Source organism: Stenotrophomonas sp. YJH_SMC_81 (genome assembly GCF_059370875.1).
On the sequence record NZ_JCAFUB010000014.1, the window covers coordinates 1 to 25,474 of the forward strand.

Sequence of the window (25,474 nt, forward strand, 5' to 3'; positions counted from 1 at the left end):
CCGTAGCGACGAGCAACGGCTTTGACCGATGTGGAGGTCTTGCAGGCCTCTTTGGCGACCTGCAGTTTGAAACGCGCGTCGTATCTGTTCATGTATCCCTCGGGGTTGGATCTGATGTCCAACTCCCGGGGGTCACTTCACGGACGGGTTTACGGCGTCTCCCGCCACCGGACCCGCCCCGCCATCCCTCAGTAAGCCAGCTTCTGCTGTTGCTTCGGCTTCTGCAAGTGCAGGGCGCAGCCCTGCATGAAAAACCCACCCCCCTACCAAGGTAGGGCGGCCCGCGCGCCAGCGCCGGACTATCCTCGAACCCATGACTTTGTCTGGGAGGGCTGCGTCATGAACTACGAGGAAACCTACCGTCGCTCGATCGACGAGCCGGAGGCGTTCTGGGGCGAGGAAGCCAAGCGCATCCATTGGCACAAACCGCCGCAGCAGGTGCTCGATTACAGCAACCCGCCGTTCCGGCGCTGGTTCGTCGGTGGTGAAACCAATCTCTGCTACAACGCCGTCGACCGCCACCTGGCAACGCGCGCCGACCAGCTCGCGCTGGTTGCGATTTCCACCGAAACCAACAGCACCCGCGAGATCACCTATCGCCAGCTGTATCGCGAAGTGAACGACTTCGCCGCCGTGCTCAAGCATCTCGGCGTCGGCCACGGTGACCGCGTGGTGATCTACATGCCGAACATGGCCGAAGCCGTGTTCGCGATGCTGGCCTGCGCGCGCATCGGTGCGGTGCACTCGGTAGTGTTCGGTGGCTTCGCCGCGCACAACCTGGCGCTGCGCATCGACGATGCGAAGCCGAAGTTGCTGATCGCAGCGGATGCCGGCATGCGCGGTGGCAAGCTGATTCCGTACAAGCCGATGGTCGACGCGGCCTGCGCCGAAGCGGCGTCGCCTCCGCCACACGTGCTGATCGTCTCGCGTGGGCTGGATGCCGCCGAACCCCGCGTGCCGGGTCGCGACGTGGACTACGCCGCGCTGCGTGCACAGGTTGGTGAAGTCGATGTGCCGGTGCAGTGGCTTGAAGCGAGCGAGCCGAGCTACCTGCTGTACACCTCCGGCACCACCGGCAAGCCGAAGGGCGTGCAGCGCGATGTCGGTGGTTACGCGGTGGCGATGGCGCAGTCGATGGAGACCGTGTTCGACTGCAAGCCGGGCCAGGTGATGTTCTCCACTTCCGACGTCGGCTGGGCGGTGGGCCACTCGTACAACGTGTACGGCCCGCTGATCGGTGGCTGCACCTCGTTGCTGTACGAGGGGCTGCCGACGAATCCGGACCCGGGCATCTGGTGGGCGCTGTGCGAACAGTACAACGTGCGCACCATGTTCTCCTCACCCACCGCCATCCGCGTGCTGAAGAAGCACGACGCGGACTTCATCCATCGCCACGACCTGAGCGCCCTGAAGTACCTGTTCCTGGCCGGCGAGCCGCTGGACGAACCCACCGCGCACTGGATCAGCGAAGCGCTGGGCAAGCCGATCATCGACAACTACTGGCAGACCGAAACCGGCTGGCCGGCACTGACCCTGCTGCCGGGCCTGGAGATGAAGCCGGTGCGCTTCGGTTCACCGGGCTTCCCCAATCTCGGCTATCGGATGAAGGTGATCGACGAGAACACCGGCGAGGAAGTGGCGCCGGGGCAGAAGGGCGTGCTGGTGGTGTCGCCGCCCTTGCCGCCGGGTTGCATGAGCACGGTGTGGAACGACGACAACCGATTCCTGCAGAGCTACTTCAGCCACTTCAAGGAACTGCTGTACAGCTCGCTGGACTGGGCGATCCGCGATGACGATGGCTATACCTTCATCCTCGGCCGTACCGACGATGTGATCAACGTGGCCGGGCATCGTCTGGGTACGCGCGAGATCGAGGAGGCCATCTCCAGCCACCCGCGCGTGGCCGAGGCTGCCGTGATCGGGGTCAAGGACGAGCTGAAGGGGCAGGTGCCGCTGGTGTTCGTCACCCTCAAGCAGGGGCTTGAGGGCGAGGATCCGGCGCCGGTGGTGGCCGAGATGATGGCGACGGTGACGACTTCGCTTGGTGCGGTCGCGCGCCCGGCGCATGTGCACGTGGTCAATGCGCTGCCCAAGACCCGTTCGGGCAAGCTGCTGCGGCGCTCGTTGCAGGCGTTGGCCGAGCAGCGCGACCCGGGCGACCTGTCGACGCTGGACGACCCCAGCGCGCTGGAGGAGATCCGCCGCGCGCTGGGCCGTTGATCCGGTAGCGCCGGCCGCTGGCCGGCCCCCCCCCGTCAATCCCGAGGTTGCCGGCCAGCGGACGGCACTACCCGCGGCACTTGCGCTAAGCTCGGCCTGTCATCGACCTGCAACACGCGGTGCGCGCCGGGGAACGCGCGCGCCGCCCGGGGATGGCAATAAGGGGGGCGTGCCCGCACACGGCACGCTGGCATGGCGCATCAAGGGAGGGGGAGGCAATGGCATTGCTGCACGCCAAGACGGCTGCTGGCCGTCAGGAAATCGAAGACCGTGGCCGGCGCCTGCCGGCGGCACTGCGTTCAATCCTGCTGATGGTCGATGGCCATCGCGATGACACCGAACTGCGCGGCCTGTTCGATGGCCTGCGCGCACCTCCGGATGCACTGGAGCAGCTGGCCGCACAGGGACTGATCGAGGTGATCGGCGGGAGCGTAGAGGCCGCTCCGGCGCGTGGCATCAGCACCGGCCGCGAACAGGACCCGGCGCTGTACCAGCAGTTGTACGACGCGATGAGCGAGGCGGTGCGGCGCCATCTGGGGCTGAAGGGCTACTTCATGCAGTTGAAGATCGAACGCTGCACCGATGCGCTGGCGCTGGAACGCCTGTGCCCGGAACTGCTGGCGGCGGTGGGCAAGGCGCGCAGCCCGGCGCTGGCCCAGCGCTGGTGGCAGGAAACCCAGTCCGCCGTAGTAAACGCTGGCAAAGAGGTCGTGCAGGCCTGAGCCACCGCGTAAAGTGATCGGTTCACTTTCCCACAAGGAGTCCCGCGTGCAGGACGACCACGATGACACCGACACCCCCGGCTGGGACGCGATCAATGCGGCGCTGGCGCCGCTGTATGCCGGGCAGGAGCCGCGACACTACGGCACCGCGCTTCCCTACACGCTCGGCGGCCAGGATCCGCTGGATGGCATCAGCGTGTACTGGGCGGATGCGCCGGTTCCGCATTGGCACTACATCACCTACGGTTTCTCCGAGCTGTATGCCAAGGAGAGCAGTGATGCTGCCGCCAGCGGCTATGGTTTCGAGCTGACGTTCCGTCTTGCTGCCGAAGCCGCTGAGAACGCCGACAGCACGCCGCCGGTGTGGCCGATGAACCTGCTGCAGAACCTGGCGCGCTATGTGTTCGGCAGCGGCAACGTGTTCGAGGATGGCCACCATCTGAATGCGAACGGCCCGATCGCACTGGAGACCGACACGCGGTTGTGCCACTTGGCCTTCATTGCCGACCCGCAGTTGCCGGCACGCGACACCGCCAATGGCCACCTGCAGTTCCTGCAGCTGGTCGGGCTGACCGATGAGGAGATGGAGGCGGTCAAGCGCTGGTCGACACGTGGCGTGCTGCAGGCACTGCAGCCGGCAATGCCGCTGTGGGTCAGCGACCTGCATCGCGGCAACCTGCTGGAAGATCCGGCATTGGCCGAACGGGTGAGGGCCGGCAGCGAGCGCGAGGGCTCCAGCACCGGCATGCTGTTCGTCGAGACGTTGGACTGGCGGCAGGAGGCGGGCGTCACCACGCTGGTGCTCGGCGCGGGCCAGGTCGCCAGCGTGTGCGAACTGCTACCGCTGCGCCTGCGCCACGGAAAGTCGCTGGAACTGGTCGGTCGCGAGCGGCAATGGGCGTTCATTCCAGCCGGGCATGGCGACGTGGGCGAACTGTCGGCGGACAGCGCGCGCTGGGCGCTGAGCGAGGCGGGGCTGCGGGCCCTGGCCGGCGTGCGTGCCGAACGTGGCATCTACCCGTTGACGGAGGCGCTGCGCATCGACGTGGTGCCGACCTATCTGCGCGATGCCAAGGGCGAAGTGATCCGCCAGATCGGCTGATCACCCCGTTGGAGCCGAAGGGTCAGAACCGCCTGCTGCGCAGACGGATCCGACCCCGCTTGGTAGCCGGTGGCGTCAGGCCAGGCCTTCGGCCTTCAGCGCGGCCTGCACGCCGGCATCGGCGTCCATGCGTGCCTTGTAGGCGGCCAGGTTGTCCAGGCCGGACAGATCAACCTTGGTACCGGCGGCCCAGCGCAGGGTGATGTAGAAGTACGGGTCGGCGAAGCTGCGGAAGCCGGCCAGCCAGGGCTTGTCGGCCAGCTGCCTGTCAGCGGTCTCGAACAGGCTACGCAGGCGCTTGTGCGCGGCGGCGCGGATCGCGTCGTACTGGCTCTCGTCGGCGATGAACTTGCCCGGCGCGAACAGCGGCGAGAAGGCCGGGTGCACGTCGGAATTGACGAAGGCCAGCCAGCGGGTGGCTTCGGCGCGCTGGCGCGGACTGCCGTCACCGCCGAGGCCGGCCTGCGGGAAGCGGTCGGCGATGTAGCCCATGATCGCGGCGTTCTGCAGCAGCACGAAGTCGCCGTCGACCAGTGCGGGAACGGCACCGGCCGGATTGATCTTGAGGAATTCCGGACCCTTCAGGGTGTCCTTGTTCAGCAGTTCAACCTCGAACGGCTGGCCGGTCCACTGCAGGGCGATGTGGTCGGCGGTGGAACAGGCACCGGGCTTGCTGTACAGCTTCATGGGAACTCCAGGTGATGCGGGCGGGAAACGCCCACTATCCCAGAGCCCGGCGGCGGCCGGCAACGCTGCCGCCAGCACGGATCGTTACGACTGCCGCGGCTTGAGGTTCTGCACCTTGTAGAAGGTGTGATCGCCGATGGTCGCCACCTGGTAGGCGTTGCGCCAGTTCGGGCTGGCGATGGACAGCGCGGCGAAGTGGCTGGCACCGGGCACGATCTCGCGGCGTTCGCCGGCCGGCAGCGCCCAGTTGCGCTCGGCGTCGAAGGCCACGTTCATCGCTTCGCTCCACGCCGCGTCATTGCCCAGCTGGGTGCCGGGGGAGACGATGGTCGGTGCGAACTGCTTGCGCGCGGTGACCACCTGGCACATCGAGTCGCCCCACAGGCCACTGTCGAGACGGCGCAGGGCGACCTCGGCAACAGCCTGCTGGCCGCGCAGGGTCTGGTCGCGGGCTTCCAGGTAGACGGTGGTGCTCAAACACAGTGAATCAGCGGCCGGCTGAGGCAACAACTGCGACAGCCAGAGAATCCAGGCCAGTTTCATATAACTCCTTGCTCCGTATGGGCCGCACCCTCCGGTTCCGGCCGCGGGGCGACAGGAGGCGGGGGACGGCTTGGCGTCATGGGGAGGCGGCCATCGGGGCCGCCCCGTGGGCAGCCCCAAAAGAAACGATCAGTACCGATCGTGGGGACTGCGCCGGCTCACCGGAAACTGGCTGGTGAGCGGAAAGATGGCGCAAGGTAGGGGGGCGTAGCCGAACGCATCATGAACCGCTCGGCTTGACATTCAGGTTCAACCGGGGTGACGGAAATCACATTCCGTCACCCATTCAGGCGCTCATCAGAGCGCGGCGGCGACCCGGCTGCCCTGGTCGATGGCGCGTTTCGCATCGAGTTCGGCGGCCACGTCGGCACCACCGATCAGCTGCGCGTTGATGCCGGCCGCCTGCAGTTCGGCCTGCAGCGTGCGGTTCGGTTCCTGCCCGGCGCAGATCACCACATGGTCGACCGGCAGCAGCTGTTCGCTGCCGTCCACGCGGATGCGCAGGCCCTCGTCGTCCACCCCCAGGTACTCGACGCCACCGAGCATGCGCACGCCCTTGGCCTTCAGCGTGGCGCGATGGATCCAGCCGGTGGTCTTGCCCAGCCGCGCGCCCGGCTTGCCCGGGCTGCGCTGCAGCAGCCACAAGCGCCGCGGTGACGGCTCGACCTCGGGCCGGCCCAGCGAGCCGCGTGCCTCGAAGCTGGCATCCACGCCCCATTCGGCCATCCAGCGCTGCGGATCCAGCGAGGGGGATTCACCGGCGTGGCTGAGGAATTCGCCGACATCGAAGCCGATGCCGCCGGCGCCGATGATCGCCGCATTGGCGCCCACTTCGACCCGTCCCAGCAGCACGTCCAGGTAGCTCACCACCTTGGCGTGATCGGCACCGGGGAAATCGACCTTGCGCGGGGTGATGCCGGTGGCCAGCACCACCTCGTCGAAGCCAGCCAGTTGGGAAGCGTCGACGCGGGTACCCAGGCGCAGCTGTACGCCGGTCTCCTGCAGCGCGTGGCGGAAGTAGCGCAGGGTCTCGTGGAACTCTTCCTTGCCAGGGATGCGCTTGGCCACGTTGAACTGGCCGCCGATCTCATCATTGGCATCGAACAGGGTGACCTGGTGGCCACGCTGGGCAGCGACAGTGGCGCAGGCCAGGCCGGCGGGGCCGGCACCGACCACCGCGACCTTCTTCGGCGTAGCCGTGGGACGATAGACCAGCTCGGTCTCGTGGGCGGCGCGCGGATTGACCAGGCAGCTGGCCAGCTTGTTCTCGAACACGTGGTCCAGGCAGGCCTGGTTGCAGGCGATGCAGGTGTTGATCGCCTCCGCGCGGCCGGCACGGGCCTTGTTCGGCCACTGCGGGTCGGCCAGCAGCGGGCGTGCCAGCGACACCATGTCGGCGCCGCCACCGGCCAGGATGCGTTCGGCAACGTCGGGCATGTTGATGCGGTTGGTCGCCACCAGCGGTACCTTCACATGCGGCTTGAGCTTGGCGGTGACGCCGGCAAAGGCCGCGCGCGGCACCGAGGTGGCGATGGTCGGAATGCGCGCTTCGTGCCAGCCGATGCCGGAATTGATGATCGTTGCGCCAGCCGCCTCGATCGCCTGCGCCTGCTGAACGATCTCGTCCCAGTCGCTGCCGTCGTCGACCAGATCCACCAGTGACAGGCGGTAGATGATGATGAAGTCCGGGCCGCAGGCCTCGCGGATGCGGCGCACGATCTCGACCGCGAAGCGCATGCGCTGGCGCGCGTCGCCGCCCCAGGCATCGGCGCGCTTGTTGGTGCGCGGGGCGATGAACTCGTTGATGAGGTAGCCCTCCGAGCCCATCACTTCCACGCCGTCGTAGCCGGCCTCGCGGGCCAGCTTGGCACTGCGAGCGTAGTCGGCGATATGGCGCTCTACGCCGCTGGCCGACAATGCGCGCGGGGTGAACGGGTTGATCGGTGCCTTCAGCTTCGACGGTGCCACCGACAACGGGTGGTAGGCATAGCGCCCGGCATGCAGCAGCTGCAGGCAGATTTTCGCGCCGTGCTGGTGCGCGGCGGCGGTGAGCTGGCGGTGCGGCCGCACTTCCCAGGGCCAGGACAGCTTGCCACCGAATGGCTTCAGCCAACCGACCACATTGGGCGCGAAGCCGCCGGTGACGATCAGGCCGACGCCGCCCTCGGCGCGCTCGGCGAAGTAGGCCGCCAGCCGCGGGAAGTCGCGGGCGCGATCTTCCAGGCCGGTGTGCATCGAACCCATCAATACGCGGTTGCGCAGCTGGGTGAAGCCCAGGTCCAGCGGGGCGAACAGGTGGGGATAGGCGCTTTCGTTGGCTGGCGACATGGTCGATACGCTTGCGTACGGAAGCGCGAAGCGTGCCGCGAAACGGCGGCCGGGGCAAGGGCCGCTTCTTTGGAAGGGGTGGCCGCTGTCTGACGGTTTGGCAGTGCCGGCCGCTGGCCGGCACTCCGGTCAACTCAGGGCGATTGCGGTTGCCGGCCAGCGGCCGGCACAACCGGAGCGGGCCGACCGATCCCGAACCAGCCCAGCGTCATTCCGCACAGCGGCCCGATCAGCAGGGCGAAGGCGAGGGTGCCGAGGCCGACATTGCCGCCCAGGCACCAGCCCAGCAGCAGTACGCTGCCTTCGATCAGGCTGCGCACCTTCCAGATCGGCCAGCCGGTACGGGCATGCAGACCGGTCATCAGGCCATCGCGTGGCCCCGGGCCAAGGCGGGCACCGATGTACAGGCCGGTGGCCAGCGCCACCAGCAGCATGCCGGCACAGAACATCGCCAGCTGCCAGCCAAGGCCGACGGCCGGCGGCAGCAGCCACAGCCCGAACTGTGCGGAGGGGCCGATCAGCATCACGTTGAGCACGGTGCCGACGCCCGGCTTCTGCCGCAGCGGCCACCACAGCAGGAGCACCAATGCACCGATGGCATTGGTTGCCAGGCCGAATGACAGTGGCGTCTGCGCAGCGATGCCCTGCGACAGCACATCCCAGGGTGCCACGCCGATGGCGGCACGGATCATCAGCGAGGCACCGAAGCCGTACAGGAACAGGCCGGTGATCAATTGCAGCAGGCGCAAGGGCATGGCGGTGGGCATGGCGGTCCGGGCGGGGGGGGATCTGTTTCCACCGTATCGCTGTTTCTGCATCATCCATAGATACAGATGCCGGCCAATCCGCCGCTACAGGTAGCGTCGATCCTGCATGCGGGCGGTTGTGCAGGGCCGAGCCCGTGCTCTGCGGGTGGCGGCAGGCACAGCAGCCGAGCGTGGGCTCGGCTCTACATCACCGCGTCAGTCGTCCCAGCCGACCAGCGCCAGCTTGCCTACCGTGCGCCCGCTGGCCAGGCGCTGATGCGCGATGTCCAGGTTGGCCGCATTGATCGTGCCCAGCGTTTCCTTGAGCGTGCCACGCAGCTGGCCGGCATCGATCATGCTGGCCGCACGGCTGAGGATGCGGTGCTGTTCGATACAGTCGGCGGTGGCGAAGCGCGAACGCGCGAACATGAATTCCCAGTGGATGCCGATGCATTTGGCCTTGTAGGGATCGCCGATGCGCAGCGCACCCCGCGGCTCGACGATCAGGCCGACGTGGCCCTGCGGTGCCAGCAGCTGGCCCAGTTCATCCCAGTAGTGGTCGGTGTCGGCCAGATTGAGCGCGACCTGCACCGCATCGATGCCCAGCGCCCGCAACTGGGGCTGCAGTGGCTGCCGATGGTCGATCACATGCGTGGCCCCCATCTGCCGGCACCACTCGATTGAGGCCTCGCGCGAGGCGGTGGCGATCACCTCGAAACCGGCATGGCGTGCCAGCTGGATCGCCATCGAGCCGACGCCGCCGGCGCCGCCGATCACCAGCAGGTGCTGGCCCACGTGGCGGCGGCCATCGAGCTGCAGCGGCATGCGCTGGAACAGCAGTTCCCAGGCTGTGAGAGTGGTCAACGGCAGCGCCGCCGCTTCAGCGAAATCGAGCGTGGTCGGCTTGCGCGCGACCAGGCGCTCATCAACCCACTGGTACTGGGCGTTGCAGCCCGGCCGGGTAACGTCACCGGCGAAGTAGACCTCGTCACCGGAGGCGAACAGGCTGGCCTCGTCACCGATGGCTTCGACCACGCCGGCTGCGTCCCAGCCGAGCACCCGGGGAACCTCAAGGGTGGCCGGATCGGTGGCGGCCCGCTGCTTGCCATCGACGGGGTTGACCGAAACCGCTTCGATCCGCACCAGCAGATCGCGACCGCGAGGAGGCAGCGGCGGCGGCAGCAGGACATCACGCAGGGCGGGCGCGTATTCACGACTCAGGGCGACGGCTTTCATCACGGCTCCGGCTGGGTTCGTGATCCCATCATAAGGTTCCTCACGTTTCCTCAGACGCGCTGAACCGTGTGATGCAGCACGTTGCGCAATATGTCGCTTCTCGCGCCTAAACCCCGTCAAACCCTTGCAGCGTGTGGGTCTTGCGGATTTTCATCATCCTGTATAGGGTTTCAACGTCGGACCGGTGGACGGTCGGGCGCAACACTTCACATGTTACGGGACTGTTAACATGGCCTTCACCCGCCTGAGCATAATGTTCGCGGCGGTGGCGTGCTGAATCGGCTGTCGAACATCGACGCACTAGTGCTGGCCCATGCCTCTACCGGTTTCATACCCCCGAAATAGGAGCTGTACTCAATGAACAAGAAGATCCTTACTGCCGCGCTGCTGGGCGGCCTGGCTTTCGCCCAGGCAGCTTCGGCGCAGGAGTTCGATGACCGCTGGTACCTGACCGGTTCGGCCGGCTTCAACTTCCAGGACAGCGACCGTCTGACCAATGACGCTCCGTTCGTGACTCTGGGCCTGGGTAAGTTCATCAGCCCGAACTGGTCGCTGGACGGTGAGCTGAACTACCAGAACCCGAACTTCGACAGCAACCAGGACCTGAACTGGTCGCAGTACGGCGTCTCGCTGGACCTGCGTCGCCACTTCATCAAGGAAGGCCGCGGCTGGAACCCGTACATCGTCGGTGGCCTGGGCTACCAGAAGTCGGAAGAAGAGTACGCTGCGCTCGACAACAACGGCCCGCGCCAGCGTAAGGACGGCAATGTTGCCGCCAAGCTGGGCGTCGGCCTGCAGACCACCTTCGAGAAGCGTGTTGCTGTCCGCGCCGAAGTGGCCTACCGCGCTGACTTCGACGACCAGAGCATCGCCGCACGTGACGAGAGCTGGTTCGGCGACGTGCTGGCTTCGGTCGGCGTCGTGATCCCGCTGGGCCCGGCTCCGGTCGCGGCTGCTCCGGCTCCGGCTCCGGTTGCCCCGAGCTGCGCCGACCTGGACGACGACGGTGACGGCGTCAACAACTGCGACGACAAGTGCCCGAACTCGCAGCCGGGTCAGACCATCGGTCCGGACGGTTGCCCGGTTCCGGTCTCCATCGACCTGAAGGGCGTCAACTTCGACTTCGACAAGTCGAACCTGCGTCCGGACGCTGTGGCGATCCTGAGCGAAGCCACCGAGATCCTGAAGCGTTACCCGGATCTGCGCGTTGAAGTTGCCGGTCACACCGACTCGAAGGGTACCGACGCTTACAACCAGAAGCTGTCGGAGCGTCGTGCTACCGCCGTGTACAACTACCTGACCAAGAACGGCGTTGACGCCGGTCGCCTGGTCGGCCCGATCGGCTACGGCGAGAGCCGTCCGATTGCTCCGAACACCAACCCGGATGGTTCGGACAACCCGGAAGGTCGCGCCAAGAACCGTCGTACCGAGCTGAACGTCCAGAACTAAGTTCTGACGCTCTGCCCGTAGGACACAGCAGGACCCGGCTTCGGCCGGGTCTTGTTGTTTCTGCGGCCAGGAAGCTCGCCTGTGACCCGGCAAGGCGACCGTTCGTCGTCTTTTTGTCCGTAAAACCAATAAGTTGTCGTATTCATTGAAAGTGGCGCTTGAAAGCTGACACGGCATTGCTAAACTCGCCGCGTCACTTCCTTCCGTGGATGCCCCTCATGCTGCGCTCTGCATCGGCCGCCGTCCTGGCGCTGGCCCTGGTTCCCGCCGCCCACGCTGCGGTCGATTGCTCGGTCAACACCAGCGCCTCGCCGCTGCCGTTGCCGGCCACGACCATCGCGCCGGTGGCCGACGAGCTGTACATCCGTGGCAACCAGCTGGGCATGCCGGCCGGTGTGCTGAGCAGCAACTACGACCCGTCGCAGTCGCTGGACCAGGTGCTGCAGCGCCTGCGCATCGACGGCTGCCAGAACATCGCCAAGGCCATTCCGAGCGCACCGGCGGTGAAGCCGAACGATCCGGCGGCCTATAAGCCGCAGACCGAATTCGACAACACGCCCTGGCGCTTCGACATGAGCCAGAACGGCAAGCGCATGACCGCCGAAGAGTTCGACGCCTGGATGAAGGCGCGCGGTGTTCGCGTGGTCAAGGCGCGTCCGGCTCCGGCCGCCACTCCGGCCCCGGCCGAAGCACCGGCTGAGACCAAGCCGGTCGACAAGAAGTAAGCGCCGCGGGGAGCAGAGGCTTGCGCCCGCGCCGCCCACCTGCCGCCCCCGCCGCCCGCTCCCGCGCACCGCGTGGGCGTGCGACTCCGAATGTCACCAGTGGCGTGCGCCATGGCCTGGCGCGCATACTGTCCAAGGCCGGCGTGTGCTCGCGCAGCGAGGCCGCGCGCTGGATCGCCGAGGGCCGCGTGCGCGTGTCCGGCCGCATCGTTCGTGATCCCGAGTTCCCGATTGCCAGTCCGCCCCCGCCGATCGAGGTCGACGGCCAGCCGATGGGGGCGCCGCAGCGCCTGTACCTGATGCTCAACAAGCCGCGCGGGGTGGTCACCACGGCGCAGGACGAGCGTGGTCGCGACACCGTGTATCGCTGCTTCGATGGTGCCGGCCTGCCGTGGATCGCGCCGGTCGGGCGCCTGGACAAGGCCAGCGAAGGCTTGCTGTTGTTCAGCAATGATCCGCAGTGGGCGGCGCACCTGACCGATCCGGAGACCGGCCCGCAGAAGACCTATCACGTGCAGGTGGATCGTCTGCCCGATGAGGACACCCTGGCCGCGCTGCGCGCCGGTGTCGAAGACGCGGGCGAGCTCCTCGCCGCCTGTGCCGTGCGCGTACTGCGCAGTGGCGACAAGACCGCATGGCTGGAGGTGGTCCTCGACGAGGGCCGCAACCGCCATATCCGCCGCCTGTTGGCGGCCTTCGACCTGCAGGTGCTGCGCCTGGTCCGGGTCGCGATCGGTGGGCTGCTGCTCGGCGATCTCGGCAAGGGCCAGTGGCGGGTTCTGCAGGTCAGCGACCAGCAGCGGCTGGGGGCCGCTGCACCGGGCTGATCATCGCCCGTGGCCGGCAGTTGCCGGCCGCCGTTCCAGGCGTAGGGGGCGCCTGGCTGTCGACTTTCCCGAACGGAGCCTGCCATGTACCACCCGACCCTCAATCAAACCCTGCGCTGTGCAGGCCTGCTGCTGCCGATGGTGCTGCTGGCCGCCTGCGGCGGCCACAAGAAGGTGGCCAAGGCGGAAACGCCTGCCGAGACCCCGGTGGTGGAAGTGAAAACCCCGGAGCTGGATGGTCGCGGCAGTTACCGCTTCCTGATGAGCAACGGCGACAAGAAGATGACCGCCGATGAGTTCGATGCCTGGATGAAGGCCAACGGCATCCGCGTTGCCAAGGGCAATGGCCAGGACGCTGCCGCCAAGCCGGTAGTGGTTGCCAGCAAGGAAGAGCCGAAGGGCAAGAAGAAAAAGAAGTGACGCCCGTGGGTGCCGACCCTGGTCGGCACGTCATCAGGCTCCGGTAGGTGCCGACCTTGGTCGGCACGCTTTGACCGTGCGGGGTCAGAGCCCTTTCCTGCGGAAAGGGATCCGACCCCGGCCATGATCAGCCCTTGACCACGCCCAGTTCGACACCAATGCGGGTGAACGCATCAATCGCCCGGTCCAGGTGCTCGCGGCTGTGCGCGGCGCTGATCTGGGTACGGATGCGGGCCTGGCCCTTGGGTACCACCGGGAAGAAGAAGCCGATGGCGTAGATGCCTTCTTCCAGCAGGCGCTCGGCGAACTTCTGCGCCAACGGTGCGTCATACAGCATCACCGGGCTGATCGGATGCACGCCCGGCTTCACGTCGAAACCGGCGGCGGTCATCTTTTCGCGGAAGTAGGCGGTGTTTTCGGCCAGGGTGCTGCGCAGGTCGTCAGCGGCCGCCAGCATTTCGAACGCCTTGATGCCTGCGGCCACCACGTGCGGCGGCAGCGAGTTGGAGAACAGGTACGGGCGCGAGCGCTGGCGCAGCAGTTCGATCACCTCGGCGCTGGCGCAGGTGAAGCCGCCCAGTGCGCCACCCATGGCCTTGCCCAGAGTGCCGGTGATGATGTCGATCTTCTCCAGTACCCCCTTCACTTCGGCCGAGCCGCGGCCGGTGGCGCCAAGGAAGCCGGTGGCGTGACATTCGTCGATGTGCACCAGGGCGTTGTACTTCTTTGCCAGCGCGGTGATCTCGTCCAGCGGCGCGATGAAGCCATCCATCGAGAACACGCCGTCGGTGGTGATCAGCTTGGTCTTGCAGCCGGCGGCATCGGCGGCCTGCAGCTGGGCTTCCAGATCGGCCATGTCACAGTTGGCGTAGCGGAAGCGCTTGGCCTTGCACAGACGCACGCCGTCGATGATCGAAGCATGGTTCAGTGCATCGGAAATGATCGCGTCGTTCTCGCCAAGCAGCGGCTCGAACAGGCCGCCGTTGGCGTCGAAGCAGGCCGCGTACAGGATGGTGTCCTGCTTGCCGAAGAAGTCGGCGATCTGCTTTTCCAGCTGCTTGTGCAGGTCCTGCGTGCCGCAGATGAAGCGCACCGAGGCCATGCCGAAGCCGTGGGTATCGAGTGCGTCCTTGGCGGCCTGGATCAGGTCCGGATGGTCGGCCAGTCCCAGGTAGTTGTTGGCACAGAAATTCAGCACCTTGCGGCCGTCGTCGAGGGTGATCTCGGCCGACTGCGGGCTGGTGATGATCCGCTCGGACTTGAACAGGCCCTGGGCGCGGATGGCGTCCAGTTCCTCGGCGTAGTGGCGGGTCAGGGCGGAGGAGGCGTCGGTCATGGCGTGGGCACGGCTCTGAACGGGAAACCGCTGATTCTAACGGGCATCGCCGCTTGCCGACCGGCCCGGGCGGGGCATCGCCACGGCCGGCGCATGTTGCATCGCAATAGCAAAGTGGTTAAAAATTCGTGAACCGGAGCTGTCCCGTTCCGGCCGATACGCCCGCCCTCGGCCTTCCACGCCACCGCCCCCACCGGAGACGCTCATGAAGCACGCCCGTGCCTGCCTCGCCATTGCCGCTGCCTTGACCCTGGCTGCCCCGTTCGCCGCCAGTGCCCAGGAAAACGAATCGCCGTACAGCTGGAACGTCACCGCCGTGTCGGACTACCTGTTCCGTGGTGTCTCGCAGACCGACGAAAAGCCGACCCTGCAGGCCGGTTTCACCTACACCTCGCCGGTAGGTCTGTATGCCGGTATCTGGGGGTCGGGCGTGGACTTTGGTCCGGGCGACCCGAACACCGAGGTCGACTACCAGATCGGTTACGGCGTGGACGTCACCCCGCGCGTCAACTTCGATGTGCTGCTGAACCGCTATACCTACATCGGTGCCAGCAACCAGAACTACAACGAGCTGGTGACCACCACCACGCTGGATGAGACCTACAAGCTGACCGTGGCCTACACCAATGACCAGTGGAACAGCGGCACCGACGGTTGGTACTACGGTGTCGGCGGCCAGTGGGGCCTGCCGCGTGACTTCACCCTCAACGCCAATGTCGGCCGCAGCAGCTTCGAGAAGGGCCTGGCCAAGGACTACACCGACTGGAACGTCGGCGTCAGCCGCCAGTTCGGCCTGTTCAACGTCGGCCTGGGCTACTACGGTACCGACGGCAATGGCCGTGACAACTCGGGCAAGCTGGCACACAGCCGCGTGCTGCTGACCGTGGCCGTCGGCAAGTAACCCTTGCTTCGGTAGGTGCCAGGCTTGCCTGGCATGCTTTACGAAAAAGGCGCCCATCGGGCGCCTTTTTCAATTCCGCAGTGTTCTTGATCCCATCCGGGGGAGAGCCCCCTTGTTGTTCAAGGGGGCGCGCCAATGGCGCGGGGATAAGGAAACATGCGCGGACTGATTCAACGTGCCGAGGGCACGGTGAATCAGTTCCAGCTGAGCACGACCTTGCCGGCCTTGCCTTCTTCCATCAGGTCGAAGCCCTTCTGGAAGTCGTCGATAGGCAGCTGGTGGGTCATCACCTTGCCGAGCGGGAAGCCGGACAGCACCAGCTGGGTCATCTTGTACCAGGTCTCATACATCTTGCGGCCGTAGATGCCTTGCACGGTCAGGCCCTTGAAGATGATCTTGTCCCAGTCGCAGCCGGCACCCTTGGGCATGATGCCCAGCATGGCGATCTTGCCACCGTGGTACATGCAGTCGAGCATGTCGTTGAACGCACGCGGGTTGCCGCTCATTTCCAGGCCCACATCGAAGCCCTCCATGTGCAGTTCCTTCATCACGTCCTTCAGCGACTGGTTGGCGACGTTGACCACGCGGGTGGCACCCATGTCGGCGGCCAGCTTCAGGCGGAAGTCGTTGACGTCGGTCACCACCACGTTGCGCGCACCGATGTGCTTGCAGATGCCGGCGGCGATGATGCCGATCGGGCCCGCGCCGGTGATCAGCACGTCCTCACCGATCACGTCGAATTCCAGTGCGCAGTGCGCAGCGTTGCCGTACGGGTCGAAGAACGCGGCCAGCTCCGACGGGATCTGGTCCGGGATCGGCCACAGGTTGCTGGCCGGCATCACCATGTATTCGGCAAAGGCACCATTGACGTTGACGCCGATGCCGACGGTGTTCGGGCACAGGTGCGGGCGGCCGCCACGGCAGTTGCGGCAGTGGCCGCAGACGATGTGGCCTTCGGCCGAGACGCGCTGGCCGATCTCGTAGCCGGTCACGCCCGGGCCGATTTCGGCAATGCGACCGACGAATTCATGGCCGATGGTCAGGCCCGGCTTGATCGTGCGCTGGCTCCACTCGTCCCACAGGTAGATGTGCAGGTCGGTACCGCAGATCGCGGTCTTCTCGAGCTTGATCAACACCTGGTTGGGGCCCGGAGTCGGCACCGGAACCTCTTCCATCCAGATGCCCTTGGCTGCTTCGCGCTTGACCAGGGCCTTCATCGTTTGCTGCGCCATCGGGGTGGAACTCATCAGGGGGAAAGCGCGGATTATAGGGTGCCGCGCGGATTTCCCATGTTGCGCTGCGGGTGCTTTGGCGGAACGAAAGGCGTGCGCCGGCGGGCGTTTCGAACGTACTGCAAACAGCAGCGCCTCCCTGATTCCGGGGGGAGGGGGCGTGGTCACCCTGGCCGGGACACGCAAAAGCCCATCCATGGCGCCAACAGTCCCGGGCAGGGTGACCACGCCCCCTCTGGACGATTCCGTGTGCGCGGCCGATGTGCGCAGAGCAAGAAGCAGGCCCATGACTTCCGGGGTTCGGGCCGGGGCAGGGCGGCGGGCTACAATCGAGGGTTCCACTACCAGGGGCCGCTCCATGCGCTCGAACCTGCTTGCATTTTCCATCGTCGCCAGCCTTGGGCTGGTCCAGGTCGCCCACGCCGCAGAAGGCATGTGGGTGCCGCAGCAGCTGCCGGAAATCGCCGGGCCGCTGCAGAAGGCCGGCCTGAAGCTGTCCCCGGAGCAGCTGGCCAACCTGACCGGTGACCCGATGGGTGCGGTGGTTGCGCTGGGTGGCTGCACCGCCAGCTTCGTCTCGCCGCAGGGCCTGGTGGTCACCAACCACCACTGCGCGTATGGCGCCATCCAGCTCAATTCGACCGCGCAGAAGAACCTGATCAAGGACGGCTTCAACGCGCCGACCCTGAAGGATGAACTGAGCGCCGGCCCGAACGCCCGCGTGTTCGTGCTCGACCAGATCACCGACGTCACCGCCCAGGCCAAGGCCGCCATCGCCGCCGCCGGCAACGACCCGCTGGCCCGCAGTCGCGCGCTGGACGCCTTCGACAAGGCCCAGGTTGCCGCCTGTGAAGCCGATGCCGGCTTCCGCTGCCGCCTGTACAGCTTCTCCGGCGGCAACACCTATCGCCTGTTCCGCAACATGGAAATCAAGGACGTGCGCCTGGTCTACGCGCCCCCGGGCAGCGTCGGCAAGTTCGGCGGCGACGTCGACAACTGGATGTGGCCGCGCCACACCGGCGATTTCTCGTTCTACCGCGCCTACGTCGGCAAGGATGGCAAGCCGGCCGCCTTCGCCGCCGACAACGTGCCGTACCAGCCCAAGCACTTCCTGAAGTTCGCCGACCAGCCGCTGGGCGCCGATGACTTCGTGATGGTGGCCGGCTACCCGGGCCGCACCAACCGCTACGCGCTGGCCGGCGAGTTCAACGAAACCGCCAGCTTCACCTACCCGACCATCGCCAAGCACTACAACGCGGTGCTGAAGATGATCGCCGACGCCGGCAAGGCCGACGCCGATGTCAAGGTGAAGTACGCCGCCACCGCCGCCAGCATGAACAACGTGGCCAAGAACTACCTGGGTCAGCTGGAGGGCTTCAAGCGCATCGATGCCGCCGGCCAGAAACAGGCGGAAGAAGCCGCCGTGCTGGCGTGGCTGAAGAAGCAGGGCGCTGCCGGCAAGCCGGCGCTGGCCGCACATGCGCAGCTGCTCAAGCATCTGGATACCAGCAAGTCGACCCGCGAACGCGACCTGTTCGTCGGCCAGTTCAACAACACCTCGGCCGTTGGCGCTGCAATCACCCTGTACCGTCTGTCGATCGAGCGCAGCAAGCCGGATGCCGAGCGCGAAGCCGGTTACCAGGAACGCGACCTGACCACCATTGAAGGTGGCCTGAAGCAGATGGACCGCCGCTACGTGGCGAAGATGGACCAGCAGCTGCAGGCCTACTGGCTGGAGCAGTACGTGGCCCTGCCGGCCGCGCAGCGCGACAATGAAGTGCTGAACAAGTGGCTGGCCGGCAGCGATGCCAACGCAGTCAAGGCGCTGGTGGGCAAGCTGTCGGGTACCGAGCTCGGCAGCCTGGACGCACGCCTGAAGTGGTTCAAGGCCGACCGTGCCGCGTTTGAAGCCAGCAGCGATCCGGCCATCCAGTACGCCGTGGCTGTCATGCCGGCACTGCTGAAGCAGGAAGAGCAGAAGAAGATCCGCGAAGGTGAATCGCTGACCGCGCGTCCGCTGTACCTGCAGGCCGTGGCCGACTACAAGAAGAGCCAGGGCGAGTTCGTCTACCCGGACGCCAACCTGTCGCTGCGCATCACCTTCGGCAACGTCATGGGCTACGGCAAGGACGGCGTGAAGTACACCCCGTTCACCACCCTGGAAGGCGTGGCGGCGAAGGAAACCGGTGAAGATCCGTTCGATTCGCCGAAGGCGCTGCTCGACGCGGTCAAGGCCAAGCGTTATGGCGGCCTGGAAGACAAGCGCATCGGCTCGGTGCCGGTGAACTTCCTGTCCAACCTGGACATCACCGGCGGCAACTCGGGTTCGCCGGTGCTGGACGCCAACGGCAGGCTGGTCGGCCTGGCATTCGACGGCAACTGGGAATCGGTCAGCTCCAACTGGGTGTTCGACCCGGTGATGACCCGCATGATCGCCGTCGACAGCCGCTACATGCAGTGGATCATGCAGGAAGTGGCGCCGGCGCCGCAGCTGCTGAAGGAACTGAACCTGGCGAAGTAAGGTAGTGCCGGCCGCTGGCCGGCAACCTCGACCAGACAGCCGGAGTTTTCGAAACCCCGCGACCCACGTCGCGGGGTTTTTTCATGCCCGCCCCGACCCGGCGCGCCGAACAGGTATCATCCGTGTTCCGCGCACTTCACAGGATGTGAACGAAACGCGGGAACCTCCTCCCCCCCAGGACCCCTTGCACGCATGCGCATCCTGCTTGCCCGCCACGGTGAAACGCCGTGGAACGCCGAAGGCCGCTATCAGGGCCAGATCGACATCCCGCTGTCGCCGATCGGCGAAGCCCAGGCCCAGGCACTGGGTGCCCGCCTGGCCTCGGTCGACATTACCCGTGCCGTCGCTTCGCCGCTGTCGCGCGCGCAGCGCACCGCGCAGCTGGCGCTTGGCGCCGCCCGTGCCGACATGCTGCTGACCGAGCCGGAACTGCAGGAAATCGCCCACGGCGAATGGGAAGGGCTGCTGGCCAGCGAGATCCATGAGAAGGATCCGTCGCGCCTGCAGGCCTGGCGCGAGGAGCCGGATACCGTGCTGATGCCCGGCGGCGAATCGCTGCGCCTGGTGCTGGAGCGCAGCTGGCGCGGCCTGGCCCGCGCCACCGAGGGCCTCGGCGAGCACGACACCCTGCTGGTGGTCGCCCATGACGCGGTGAACCGCGTGATCCTGTGCAAGGTGCTGGGCCTGCCGATCTCCCGCCTGTGGACCTTCCGCCAGGCACCGACCACGCTCAACCTGCTCGAAGGCGCCGACCTTGACAGCCTGGAAGTGGTGCGCCTGAACGACTGCGCCCACCACACGCCGTTCTTCGGCGAAGCCAAGCACCGCGCACTCTGATCGATCCCCTCGCACCAACTGCTTCTGCTGGAACCGCTGCCGTGACGAACACCCCGACCACCCTGGCCGACTGGCTGGACTACATTGAACGCCAGCACCCGGCGAGCATCGACATGGGCCTGGAGCGCGTGCGCGCCGTGGCCACGGCGATGGGCCTGGGGACGCCGGCCAAGCGCACCATCGTGGTCGGTGGCACCAACGGCAAGGGCTCCACCGTGGCCTTCATCGAAGCCATTGCACGTGCCGCCGGCTGGAAGGTGGGTGCGTACACCTCGCCGCACCTGCTGCGCTACAACGAGCGCGTGCGCATCGACGGCCAGGACGTGGACGATGCCGCGCTGGTCGCTGCGTTCAGTGCGGTCGAGGCCGCGCGTGGCGAGACCACGCTGACCTATTTCGAGTACGGCACGCTGGCTGCGCTGCAGCTGTTCGCCGACGCCGGGCTGGACCTGGCGGTGCTGGAAGTGGGCCTGGGCGGCCGCCTGGATGCGGTCAACATCGTCGATGCCGATGTGGCGGTGATCACCACCGTGGACATCGACCACGCCGAATGGCTGGGCGAGGACCGCGAGGCGATCGGCACCGAGAAGGCCGGCATCATCCGTGGCTGGAAGCCGGTGATCCTGGGTGAGACCGACCCGCCCTCGAGCGTGCTCGCACGTGCCTACCTGGTCGGTGCCAACGCGATCCGCGGCGGCAGCGATTACTTCTACGAGCCGATCGACGCCCAGCGCTGGCGCTGGCGGGACGTTGGCCTGCGCATGGAACTGCCGACCCCGGCGCTGGCCGGCCCGATCCAGCTGGCCAATGCCGGTGCGGCCATCGCCGCGCTGCGCGCGCTGGACAAGCCGGTGCCGCGCGCGGCGTGGGCCGCCGGTATCGCGGCGGCGCGCATTCCGGGCCGCCTGCAGGCGTTCGAGCGTGGCGGTGTGCAGATCCGCGTCGACGTCGGGCATAACCCGCAGGCGGCGGGCCAGCTGGCGCGCGCGCTGAAGGCCGAGGCGTCGGCCGGGCGCACCCTGGCGGTGTATGCCGCATTGCAGGACAAGGACGCGGCGGGTGTGGTGCAGGCATTGCAGGGCGTGGTTGGCGAGTGGACCCTTGCCGGCCTGGACGGCCCGCGTGGCCAGAGTGCCGCCCAGTTGCAGGCGCGCCTGGCCGAGACCGCTGCTGGCAGCGCGCAGCTGGCCGCTTCGGTCGAACAGGCGCTGGCACAGGTACTGGCCCGGGCCGAGCGCGGTGACCGCGTACTGGTGTTTGGCTCCTTCCATACCGCTGCCGCCGCGTTGCAGTGGTTGCAGGGCAGCGCCTGAGCCACGTTCAGCCAATCCCGACGCCGTCCGGTCCGGCACCCGTATAATCGACCGCAACCTCCGGACAGTTGCCGCCTCACGTGGATACGCCTCTGAAACAGCGTCTGATTGGTGCCATCGTGCTGGTTGCACTGGCCGTGATTTTCCTGCCGATGCTGGTCAAGGGGCCTGCACCGGACAGCGGCGTGGCCTCGGTGCCGATCGCCGCGCCGGATGCACCGGCCGATGGCCAGTTCGAAACCCGTGAACTGCCGCTGGTGGCCCCGGCCGGTGGGGCTACCGGCCTGCAGACCGGGCAGGCCAAGCCGCTGCAGGAGGCCGCCACGCCGGCCACGCCGCCGACCGTGGACACGTCCCCGGCGGTTGCCGCCGGCAACTACGCCGTCACTTTCGGCGCCTACGGCAGCAAGGCCGACGCCGATGCCGTGATCGCCTACCTGCAGCGCTCGCAGCTGCCGGGCTTCGCAGAAGCGACTACCATCAACGGCCGTCAGGCATGGCGTGTGCGCGTGGGGCCGTATGCCGACCGTGCACAGGCCGAGGCGGCCCGGCTGCAGGCGGTGAAGATCCGCGCCGATGTGAAGGCCGAAGTGATCACCCTGGATGCCGCAACGGGCAGTAGCGCCCCGGTGGCAGCTACCCCGGCACCGGCTACGCCAAGCGCCAGTACCCCGTCCGCAGCCACCTCGCCGTCCGCCAGCAGCAACCCGGTGCGCAGCGAAAGCCTGCCGCCGAGTACGCCGACTGCGACGGCCACTCCGGCGGCCAAGCCCGAGCCGCCGAAGCCGGCGCCGAAGCCCGAAACCCCGAAGCCCGAGCCGAAGCCGGAGGCCACCGCCAGCAAGCCGGTGACGGCGCCGACCACGCCGGCTGCACCGGCGGCCAGCGGCGTCGGCTTCGCCGTGCAGCTGGGCGCGTTCGGTCAGGCCAGCGATGCCAATGCGCTGCGTGACAAGGTCCGTGCTGCCGGCTTCAGCGCCTTCGTCGAGCAGGTGCGTACCGAAAAGGGCACCCTGCATCGCGTCCGTGTCGGACCGGTGGCCAACCGGGCTGACGCCGAACAGCTGAAGGCGCAGGTCGCCGCCAAGGTTGGCGTCGCCGGCATGGTCCGACCGCACCCATGACCGACGCGCAGGCCCGTTGCCAGCGCCGCCGAAGGAGCGGGGCGCCATGATCGACGTGGTGCTGCTGATCGTGATCGCCGCCTCGACGCTGCTCGGGATGCTGCGTGGCTTCGTGGGAATCGTCATCGGCACGTTGTCGTGGCTGCTGGCCGCATGGGCGGCCTTCGCCTTCGGCAACGATGCCGCGCGCTGGTGGGCGGCGCCCGCCGCACCTGGCGGCGAACATTTCGTCGGCGGCTACCTGGGCGTGGGCATCGGCGTGATGATCGTGGTCGCGGTGATCGGCATGGTCATCAAGGCGATGATCCACCGCAGCATGCTGACCAGCCTGGACCGGTTGCTGGGCGGTGTACTGGGGGCCGTGCGAGGTGGCCTGATCGCGGCGATCCTGGTGCTGCTGGCCGGCTTCACCCCGCTGACTGCCGAGCCCTCCTGGAAGCGCTCGGCGGTTCGCCCGGTGCTGAATCCGGCCGTGACCTGGATGAACGGGAAGCTGCCGCGCTGGCAGGTACCGGGCGCCGATATGCTGCCCAAGGCCTTGCCGACCGACATGCTGTCCCCATCTGCATTGATGGAATTGGGGAAGAACGCAGGCGCCGGGTTGGGAAAGCCGGGCGGGGCAGGCGATAATGGCATCCTCAACCAGGTAGTGGCGGGCGGCGGATGGCTGCGGCCCGCGAAAGCGGAACAGGGCGATGCATACGATCCGGCCGAAGTGCGCCCGGACGCCCCAGCACTGCCGGACAGTATCGAGCCGGACGATCCGGCCAATGTCGACCGCAGGCGCGGCGACCACCGCGGCCAGGTACGGCCACCTTCCTTGTAACTGGGCACAGCCCAGCGGAGACCTCGCACCATGTGTGGCATCGTCGGAATCGTCGGCAACCAGAACGTCGCCGGGCAGTTGTATGACGGCTTGACCGTTCTCCAGCATCGCGGCCAGGACGCGGCAGGTATCGCCACCGCCAATGGCAGCCGCCTGCGGGTGCAGAAGGCCACCGGCCTGGTCCGCGATGTGTTCGACGCCCGCACCATGTCCACGCTGGAAGGCAGCGTCGGCATCGCGCACGTGCGCTATCCGACGGCAGGTTCGGAAGGCATGGACGAGGCACAGCCGTTCTACGTGAATTCGCCTTACGGCATCGCGCTGGCCCACAACGGCAACCTGATCAACACCGAGGCGCTGCGCCAGCAGGTGTTCGAACAGGACCGGCGCAACGTCAACACCGATTCGGACAGCGAAGTGCTGCTGAACGTGTTCGCCTACGAACTGGAGCAGCAGCGCCAGCTCAGCCCGGAAGCCGCGATCCGCGCGGTGGCCGGCGTGCATCGCCGCTGCAAGGGCGGCTATGCAGTGGTCAGCGTGGTGCTGGGCCTGGGCCTGGTGGCCTTCCGCGACCCGCATGGCATCCGCCCGCTGGTGCTGGGCAAGCGCAGCCACGCAGAAGGCGACGAGTACATCGTGGCGTCCGAATCGGCCGCGCTGGACGTGCTGGGTTTCCAGCGCGTGCGTGACGTGCAGCCGGGCGAAGCGCTGGTGATCACCGCGCGCGGCGAGCTGTTCTCGGAAATCTGCGCCGAGCCGGCCGAGCACACACCATGCATCTTCGAATACGTCTACTTCGCGCGCCCGGATTCGATGATCGACAACGTCTCGGTGCACAAGGCACGCATGCGCATGGGCATCAAGCTGGGCGAGAAGATCCTGCGCCTGCGCCCGGACCACGACATCGACACCATCATCCCGATCCCGGATACCTCGCGCGATGCCGCGCTGGAGATCTCCAATGTGCTCGGGGTGAAGTACCGCGAAGGCTTCATCAAGAACCGCTACATCGGCCGCACCTTCATCATGCCGGGGCAGGGTGAACGCGTGAAGTCGGTGCGCCGCAAGCTCAACCCGATCCACCTGGAGTTCCGCAACCGCGTGGTGCTGCTGGTGGACGATTCGATCGTGCGTGGCACCACCAGCCAGCAGATCGTGCAGATGGCCCGTGATGCCGGCGCGCGCAAGGTCTACCTGGCCAGCGCCGCGCCGCCGGTGCGTTACCCGAACATCTACGGCATCGACATGCCGGCGGCCGAAGAGCTGGTCGCGCACAACCGCACGGTGGAAGAGATCGAGGCCCACCTGGGCTGCGACTGGCTGATCTACCAGGACCTGGAAGACATGGAAGCGGCGGTGAGCGAAGGCAACCCGGCGCTGCGCAGCTTCGATTCGTCCTGCTTCAACGGCCACTACCCGACCGGTATCGAGCCGGGCTACTTCGAGCGCATCCAGCAGTTGCGTTCGGACGATGCCAAGCACAAGCGCCGCGCCTGAGGATCAGGCGTGGTGGATGTGCCCGACGTTGGTGGCGACCTGCTGCGCGCTGCGCAGCAGTGCCTGGCTGAAGCCGATCCGCTGCACAAGGTCGCATTGACCCAGGCGTATGCGGCCGCGTTCCGTGCCGGCCGCCTGAAGGTGGCCGCGGATGCGCCGCCGCCGGATCCGATCTGCATGCCGGGTCGTCCGGGACGACTGGTGCTGGTGCATCCGCGCGAGGTGCCACGGCGTGGACTGGGTGGCGTGGAAGGGCGGGCTGCCTTCATCCACGCGATTGCCCATATCGAGCTCAACGCGATCGACCTGGCCTGGGACGCGGTGTACCGGTTCCGGGGCCTGCCGTCGGCGTTCCATGCTGATTGGGTCAGCTGTGCCGATGACGAATCGCGGCATTTCATGCTGCTGCGCGAGCGCCTGCAGGTGCATGGCCACGACTATGCGGATTTCCCCGCACACAACGGTCTGTGGGAAATGTGCGAAAAGACCGCGCATGACGGCCTGGCGCGCATGGCGCTGGTGCCGCGCGTGCTGGAAGCGCGTGGCCTTGACGTCACCCCGGGCATGATCGAGAAGCTGCGCAATGTCGGCGATGGCGAAACCGCCGATGTGCTGGAGGTGATCCTGCGTGAGGAAGTGGCGCATGTTGCCGCCGGTTCGCGCTGGTATCGCTGGTACTGCGACCGCGCCGGTGTCGAGCCGCGCACGCGTTTCAAGGAGCTGCTGGTGGAGTACGCCGGCGGCTACCTGCACGGGCCGTTCAACATGGAAGCGCGCCTGCTGGCCGGATTCGATGCGGACGAACTCGCCAACCTGGTCGAGCAGGCCGGTTGAAGAAAAGGGGACGGAGGGATCAAGTCGTTTGTGCCAAAACGACTTGAT

At 66.9% G+C, this 25,474-nt stretch carries 22 protein-coding genes; 15 read left to right on the plus strand and 7 right to left on the minus strand.

The features are described from left to right. The first annotated feature begins 339 nt into the window (after window positions 1-339). The 3 genes from prpE (at window position 340) to AC5P8U_RS18750 (ending at window position 4,044) form a co-directional block, all read left to right on the plus strand. Window positions 340-2,220 carry a propionate--CoA ligase gene (gene prpE, locus AC5P8U_RS18740; RefSeq protein ID WP_269777712.1) on the plus strand — a complete coding sequence of 627 codons (1,881 nt, stop codon included), beginning with the start codon at window positions 340-342 and terminating at the stop codon, window positions 2,218-2,220. Between the two features lie 218 nt (window positions 2,221-2,438). Then, a complete protein-coding gene (locus tag AC5P8U_RS18745) occupies window positions 2,439-2,942 on the plus strand; it encodes a hypothetical protein (RefSeq protein WP_005415431.1) in 504 nt (167 codons plus the stop codon). A gap of 46 nt (window positions 2,943-2,988) precedes the next feature. Further along, window positions 2,989-4,044 (plus strand): suppressor of fused domain protein, encoded by a 1,056-nt coding sequence (locus AC5P8U_RS18750; protein ID WP_072169147.1) that lies wholly within the window; start codon window positions 2,989-2,991, stop codon window positions 4,042-4,044. Between the two features lie 75 nt (window positions 4,045-4,119). Here the strand turns inward: AC5P8U_RS18750 and AC5P8U_RS18755 are convergent, their stop codons facing one another. From AC5P8U_RS18755 to AC5P8U_RS18775, 5 genes are all read right to left on the minus strand, one after another. Next, window positions 4,120-4,731, minus strand: coding sequence for a glutathione S-transferase N-terminal domain-containing protein (locus tag AC5P8U_RS18755; protein WP_072169148.1), 612 nt, complete (start codon window positions 4,729-4,731; stop codon window positions 4,120-4,122). Window positions 4,732-4,815: 84 nt separating this feature from the next. After that, window positions 4,816-5,274 carry a cell wall hydrolase gene (locus tag AC5P8U_RS18760; RefSeq protein ID WP_004154513.1) on the minus strand — a complete coding sequence of 153 codons (459 nt, stop codon included), beginning with the start codon at window positions 5,272-5,274 and terminating at the stop codon, window positions 4,816-4,818. A 297-nt stretch (window positions 5,275-5,571) separates the two neighbouring features. Beyond that, window positions 5,572-7,602: an NADPH-dependent 2,4-dienoyl-CoA reductase gene (locus tag AC5P8U_RS18765; protein WP_188241227.1), complete on the minus strand. Its 2,031-nt coding sequence runs from the start codon at window positions 7,600-7,602 to the stop codon at window positions 5,572-5,574. A 134-nt stretch (window positions 7,603-7,736) separates the two neighbouring features. Continuing rightward, a complete protein-coding gene (gene yczE, locus AC5P8U_RS18770; protein WP_227836573.1) occupies window positions 7,737-8,369 on the minus strand; it encodes a membrane protein YczE in 633 nt (210 codons plus the stop codon). A gap of 195 nt (window positions 8,370-8,564) precedes the next feature. Beyond that, window positions 8,565-9,584: a zinc-binding alcohol dehydrogenase family protein gene (locus AC5P8U_RS18775; protein ID WP_072169151.1), complete on the minus strand. Its 1,020-nt coding sequence runs from the start codon at window positions 9,582-9,584 to the stop codon at window positions 8,565-8,567. A gap of 357 nt (window positions 9,585-9,941) precedes the next feature. Between AC5P8U_RS18775 and AC5P8U_RS18780 the strand changes: the two genes are divergently transcribed. From AC5P8U_RS18780 to AC5P8U_RS18795, 4 genes are all read left to right on the plus strand, one after another. Continuing rightward, complete coding sequence (locus tag AC5P8U_RS18780) at window positions 9,942-11,033, plus strand: OmpA family protein (RefSeq protein ID WP_049416163.1); 1,092 nt, start codon at window positions 9,942-9,944, stop codon at window positions 11,031-11,033. A 218-nt stretch (window positions 11,034-11,251) separates the two neighbouring features. Beyond that, window positions 11,252-11,758 carry a hypothetical protein gene (locus AC5P8U_RS18785; protein ID WP_005408235.1) on the plus strand — a complete coding sequence of 169 codons (507 nt, stop codon included), beginning with the start codon at window positions 11,252-11,254 and terminating at the stop codon, window positions 11,756-11,758. A 20-nt stretch (window positions 11,759-11,778) separates the two neighbouring features. Further along, window positions 11,779-12,585 (plus strand): pseudouridine synthase, encoded by an 807-nt coding sequence (locus AC5P8U_RS18790; RefSeq protein WP_425520601.1) that lies wholly within the window; start codon window positions 11,779-11,781, stop codon window positions 12,583-12,585. 84 nt (window positions 12,586-12,669) lie between these two features. Further along, on the plus strand, window positions 12,670-13,005 hold the full coding sequence (locus tag AC5P8U_RS18795; protein WP_005415439.1) for a hypothetical protein: 336 nt from the start codon (window positions 12,670-12,672) through the stop codon (window positions 13,003-13,005). Between the two features lie 127 nt (window positions 13,006-13,132). Here AC5P8U_RS18795 and kbl read toward each other — a convergent pair whose 3' ends face one another. Next, complete coding sequence (gene kbl, locus AC5P8U_RS18800; protein ID WP_005415440.1) at window positions 13,133-14,341, minus strand: glycine C-acetyltransferase; 1,209 nt, start codon at window positions 14,339-14,341, stop codon at window positions 13,133-13,135. 205 nt (window positions 14,342-14,546) lie between these two features. On the opposite strand from kbl, the gene AC5P8U_RS18805 reads away from it, so the two are divergent. Continuing rightward, window positions 14,547-15,242 carry a TorF family putative porin gene (locus AC5P8U_RS18805; protein ID WP_353080127.1) on the plus strand — a complete coding sequence of 232 codons (696 nt, stop codon included), beginning with the start codon at window positions 14,547-14,549 and terminating at the stop codon, window positions 15,240-15,242. Window positions 15,243-15,436: 194 nt separating this feature from the next. Here AC5P8U_RS18805 and tdh read toward each other — a convergent pair whose 3' ends face one another. After that, window positions 15,437-16,459 (minus strand): L-threonine 3-dehydrogenase, encoded by a 1,023-nt coding sequence (gene tdh / locus AC5P8U_RS18810; protein WP_005415442.1) that lies wholly within the window; start codon window positions 16,457-16,459, stop codon window positions 15,437-15,439. Window positions 16,460-16,832: 373 nt separating this feature from the next. On the opposite strand from tdh, the gene AC5P8U_RS18815 reads away from it, so the two are divergent. The 7 genes from AC5P8U_RS18815 to AC5P8U_RS18845 all read left to right on the plus strand — a co-directional run bounded on the left by AC5P8U_RS18815 (window position 16,833) and on the right by AC5P8U_RS18845 (window position 25,426). Beyond that, on the plus strand, window positions 16,833-18,995 hold the full coding sequence (locus tag AC5P8U_RS18815) for a S46 family peptidase (protein ID WP_061480604.1): 2,163 nt from the start codon (window positions 16,833-16,835) through the stop codon (window positions 18,993-18,995). 192 nt (window positions 18,996-19,187) lie between these two features. Next, window positions 19,188-19,832 carry a histidine phosphatase family protein gene (locus AC5P8U_RS18820; protein ID WP_008268389.1) on the plus strand — a complete coding sequence of 215 codons (645 nt, stop codon included), beginning with the start codon at window positions 19,188-19,190 and terminating at the stop codon, window positions 19,830-19,832. A gap of 41 nt (window positions 19,833-19,873) precedes the next feature. Next, on the plus strand, window positions 19,874-21,145 hold the full coding sequence (folC, locus tag AC5P8U_RS18825; RefSeq protein WP_447897242.1) for a bifunctional tetrahydrofolate synthase/dihydrofolate synthase: 1,272 nt from the start codon (window positions 19,874-19,876) through the stop codon (window positions 21,143-21,145). Window positions 21,146-21,225: 80 nt separating this feature from the next. After that, window positions 21,226-22,269: an SPOR domain-containing protein gene (locus AC5P8U_RS18830; RefSeq protein ID WP_072169154.1), complete on the plus strand. Its 1,044-nt coding sequence runs from the start codon at window positions 21,226-21,228 to the stop codon at window positions 22,267-22,269. Between the two features lie 46 nt (window positions 22,270-22,315). After that, the gene (locus AC5P8U_RS18835; RefSeq protein WP_072169155.1) at window positions 22,316-23,095 is read left to right on the plus strand and encodes a CvpA family protein; all 780 of its coding nucleotides are present in this window, start codon (window positions 22,316-22,318) and stop codon (window positions 23,093-23,095) included. 30 nt (window positions 23,096-23,125) lie between these two features. Next, window positions 23,126-24,592 carry an amidophosphoribosyltransferase gene (purF, locus tag AC5P8U_RS18840; RefSeq protein ID WP_049414284.1) on the plus strand — a complete coding sequence of 489 codons (1,467 nt, stop codon included), beginning with the start codon at window positions 23,126-23,128 and terminating at the stop codon, window positions 24,590-24,592. Window positions 24,593-24,601: 9 nt separating this feature from the next. Beyond that, window positions 24,602-25,426, plus strand: coding sequence for a ferritin-like domain-containing protein (locus tag AC5P8U_RS18845; protein WP_088496504.1), 825 nt, complete (start codon window positions 24,602-24,604; stop codon window positions 25,424-25,426). The last annotated feature ends 48 nt before the right edge of the window (window positions 25,427-25,474 follow it).

What these genes read in the sequence shown, in the direction of transcription:
- AC5P8U_RS18765 (WP_188241227.1), bottom strand. Translation starts at nt 7,602, where the DNA reads ATGTCGCCAGCCAACGAAAGCGCCTATCCCCACCTGTTCGCCCCGCTG.
- AC5P8U_RS18785 (WP_005408235.1), top strand. Translation starts at nt 11,252, where the DNA reads ATGCTGCGCTCTGCATCGGCCGCCGTCCTGGCGCTGGCCCTGGTTCCC.
- yczE (WP_227836573.1), bottom strand. Translation starts at nt 8,369, where the DNA reads ATGCCCACCGCCATGCCCTTGCGCCTGCTGCAATTGATCACCGGCCTG.
- AC5P8U_RS18780 (WP_049416163.1), top strand. Translation starts at nt 9,942, where the DNA reads ATGAACAAGAAGATCCTTACTGCCGCGCTGCTGGGCGGCCTGGCTTTC.
- AC5P8U_RS18760 (WP_004154513.1), bottom strand. Translation starts at nt 5,274, where the DNA reads ATGAAACTGGCCTGGATTCTCTGGCTGTCGCAGTTGTTGCCTCAGCCG.
- AC5P8U_RS18795 (WP_005415439.1), top strand. Translation starts at nt 12,670, where the DNA reads ATGTACCACCCGACCCTCAATCAAACCCTGCGCTGTGCAGGCCTGCTG.
- AC5P8U_RS18835 (WP_072169155.1), top strand. Translation starts at nt 22,316, where the DNA reads ATGATCGACGTGGTGCTGCTGATCGTGATCGCCGCCTCGACGCTGCTC.
- AC5P8U_RS18805 (WP_353080127.1), top strand. Translation starts at nt 14,547, where the DNA reads ATGAAGCACGCCCGTGCCTGCCTCGCCATTGCCGCTGCCTTGACCCTG.
- AC5P8U_RS18820 (WP_008268389.1), top strand. Translation starts at nt 19,188, where the DNA reads ATGCGCATCCTGCTTGCCCGCCACGGTGAAACGCCGTGGAACGCCGAA.
- purF (WP_049414284.1), top strand. Translation starts at nt 23,126, where the DNA reads ATGTGTGGCATCGTCGGAATCGTCGGCAACCAGAACGTCGCCGGGCAG.
- tdh (WP_005415442.1), bottom strand. Translation starts at nt 16,459, where the DNA reads ATGAAGGCCCTGGTCAAGCGCGAAGCAGCCAAGGGCATCTGGATGGAA.
- AC5P8U_RS18775 (WP_072169151.1), bottom strand. Translation starts at nt 9,584, where the DNA reads ATGAAAGCCGTCGCCCTGAGTCGTGAATACGCGCCCGCCCTGCGTGAT.
- AC5P8U_RS18815 (WP_061480604.1), top strand. Translation starts at nt 16,833, where the DNA reads ATGCGCTCGAACCTGCTTGCATTTTCCATCGTCGCCAGCCTTGGGCTG.
- kbl (WP_005415440.1), bottom strand. Translation starts at nt 14,341, where the DNA reads ATGACCGACGCCTCCTCCGCCCTGACCCGCCACTACGCCGAGGAACTG.
- prpE (WP_269777712.1), top strand. Translation starts at nt 340, where the DNA reads ATGAACTACGAGGAAACCTACCGTCGCTCGATCGACGAGCCGGAGGCG.
- AC5P8U_RS18745 (WP_005415431.1), top strand. Translation starts at nt 2,439, where the DNA reads ATGGCATTGCTGCACGCCAAGACGGCTGCTGGCCGTCAGGAAATCGAA.
- AC5P8U_RS18755 (WP_072169148.1), bottom strand. Translation starts at nt 4,731, where the DNA reads ATGAAGCTGTACAGCAAGCCCGGTGCCTGTTCCACCGCCGACCACATC.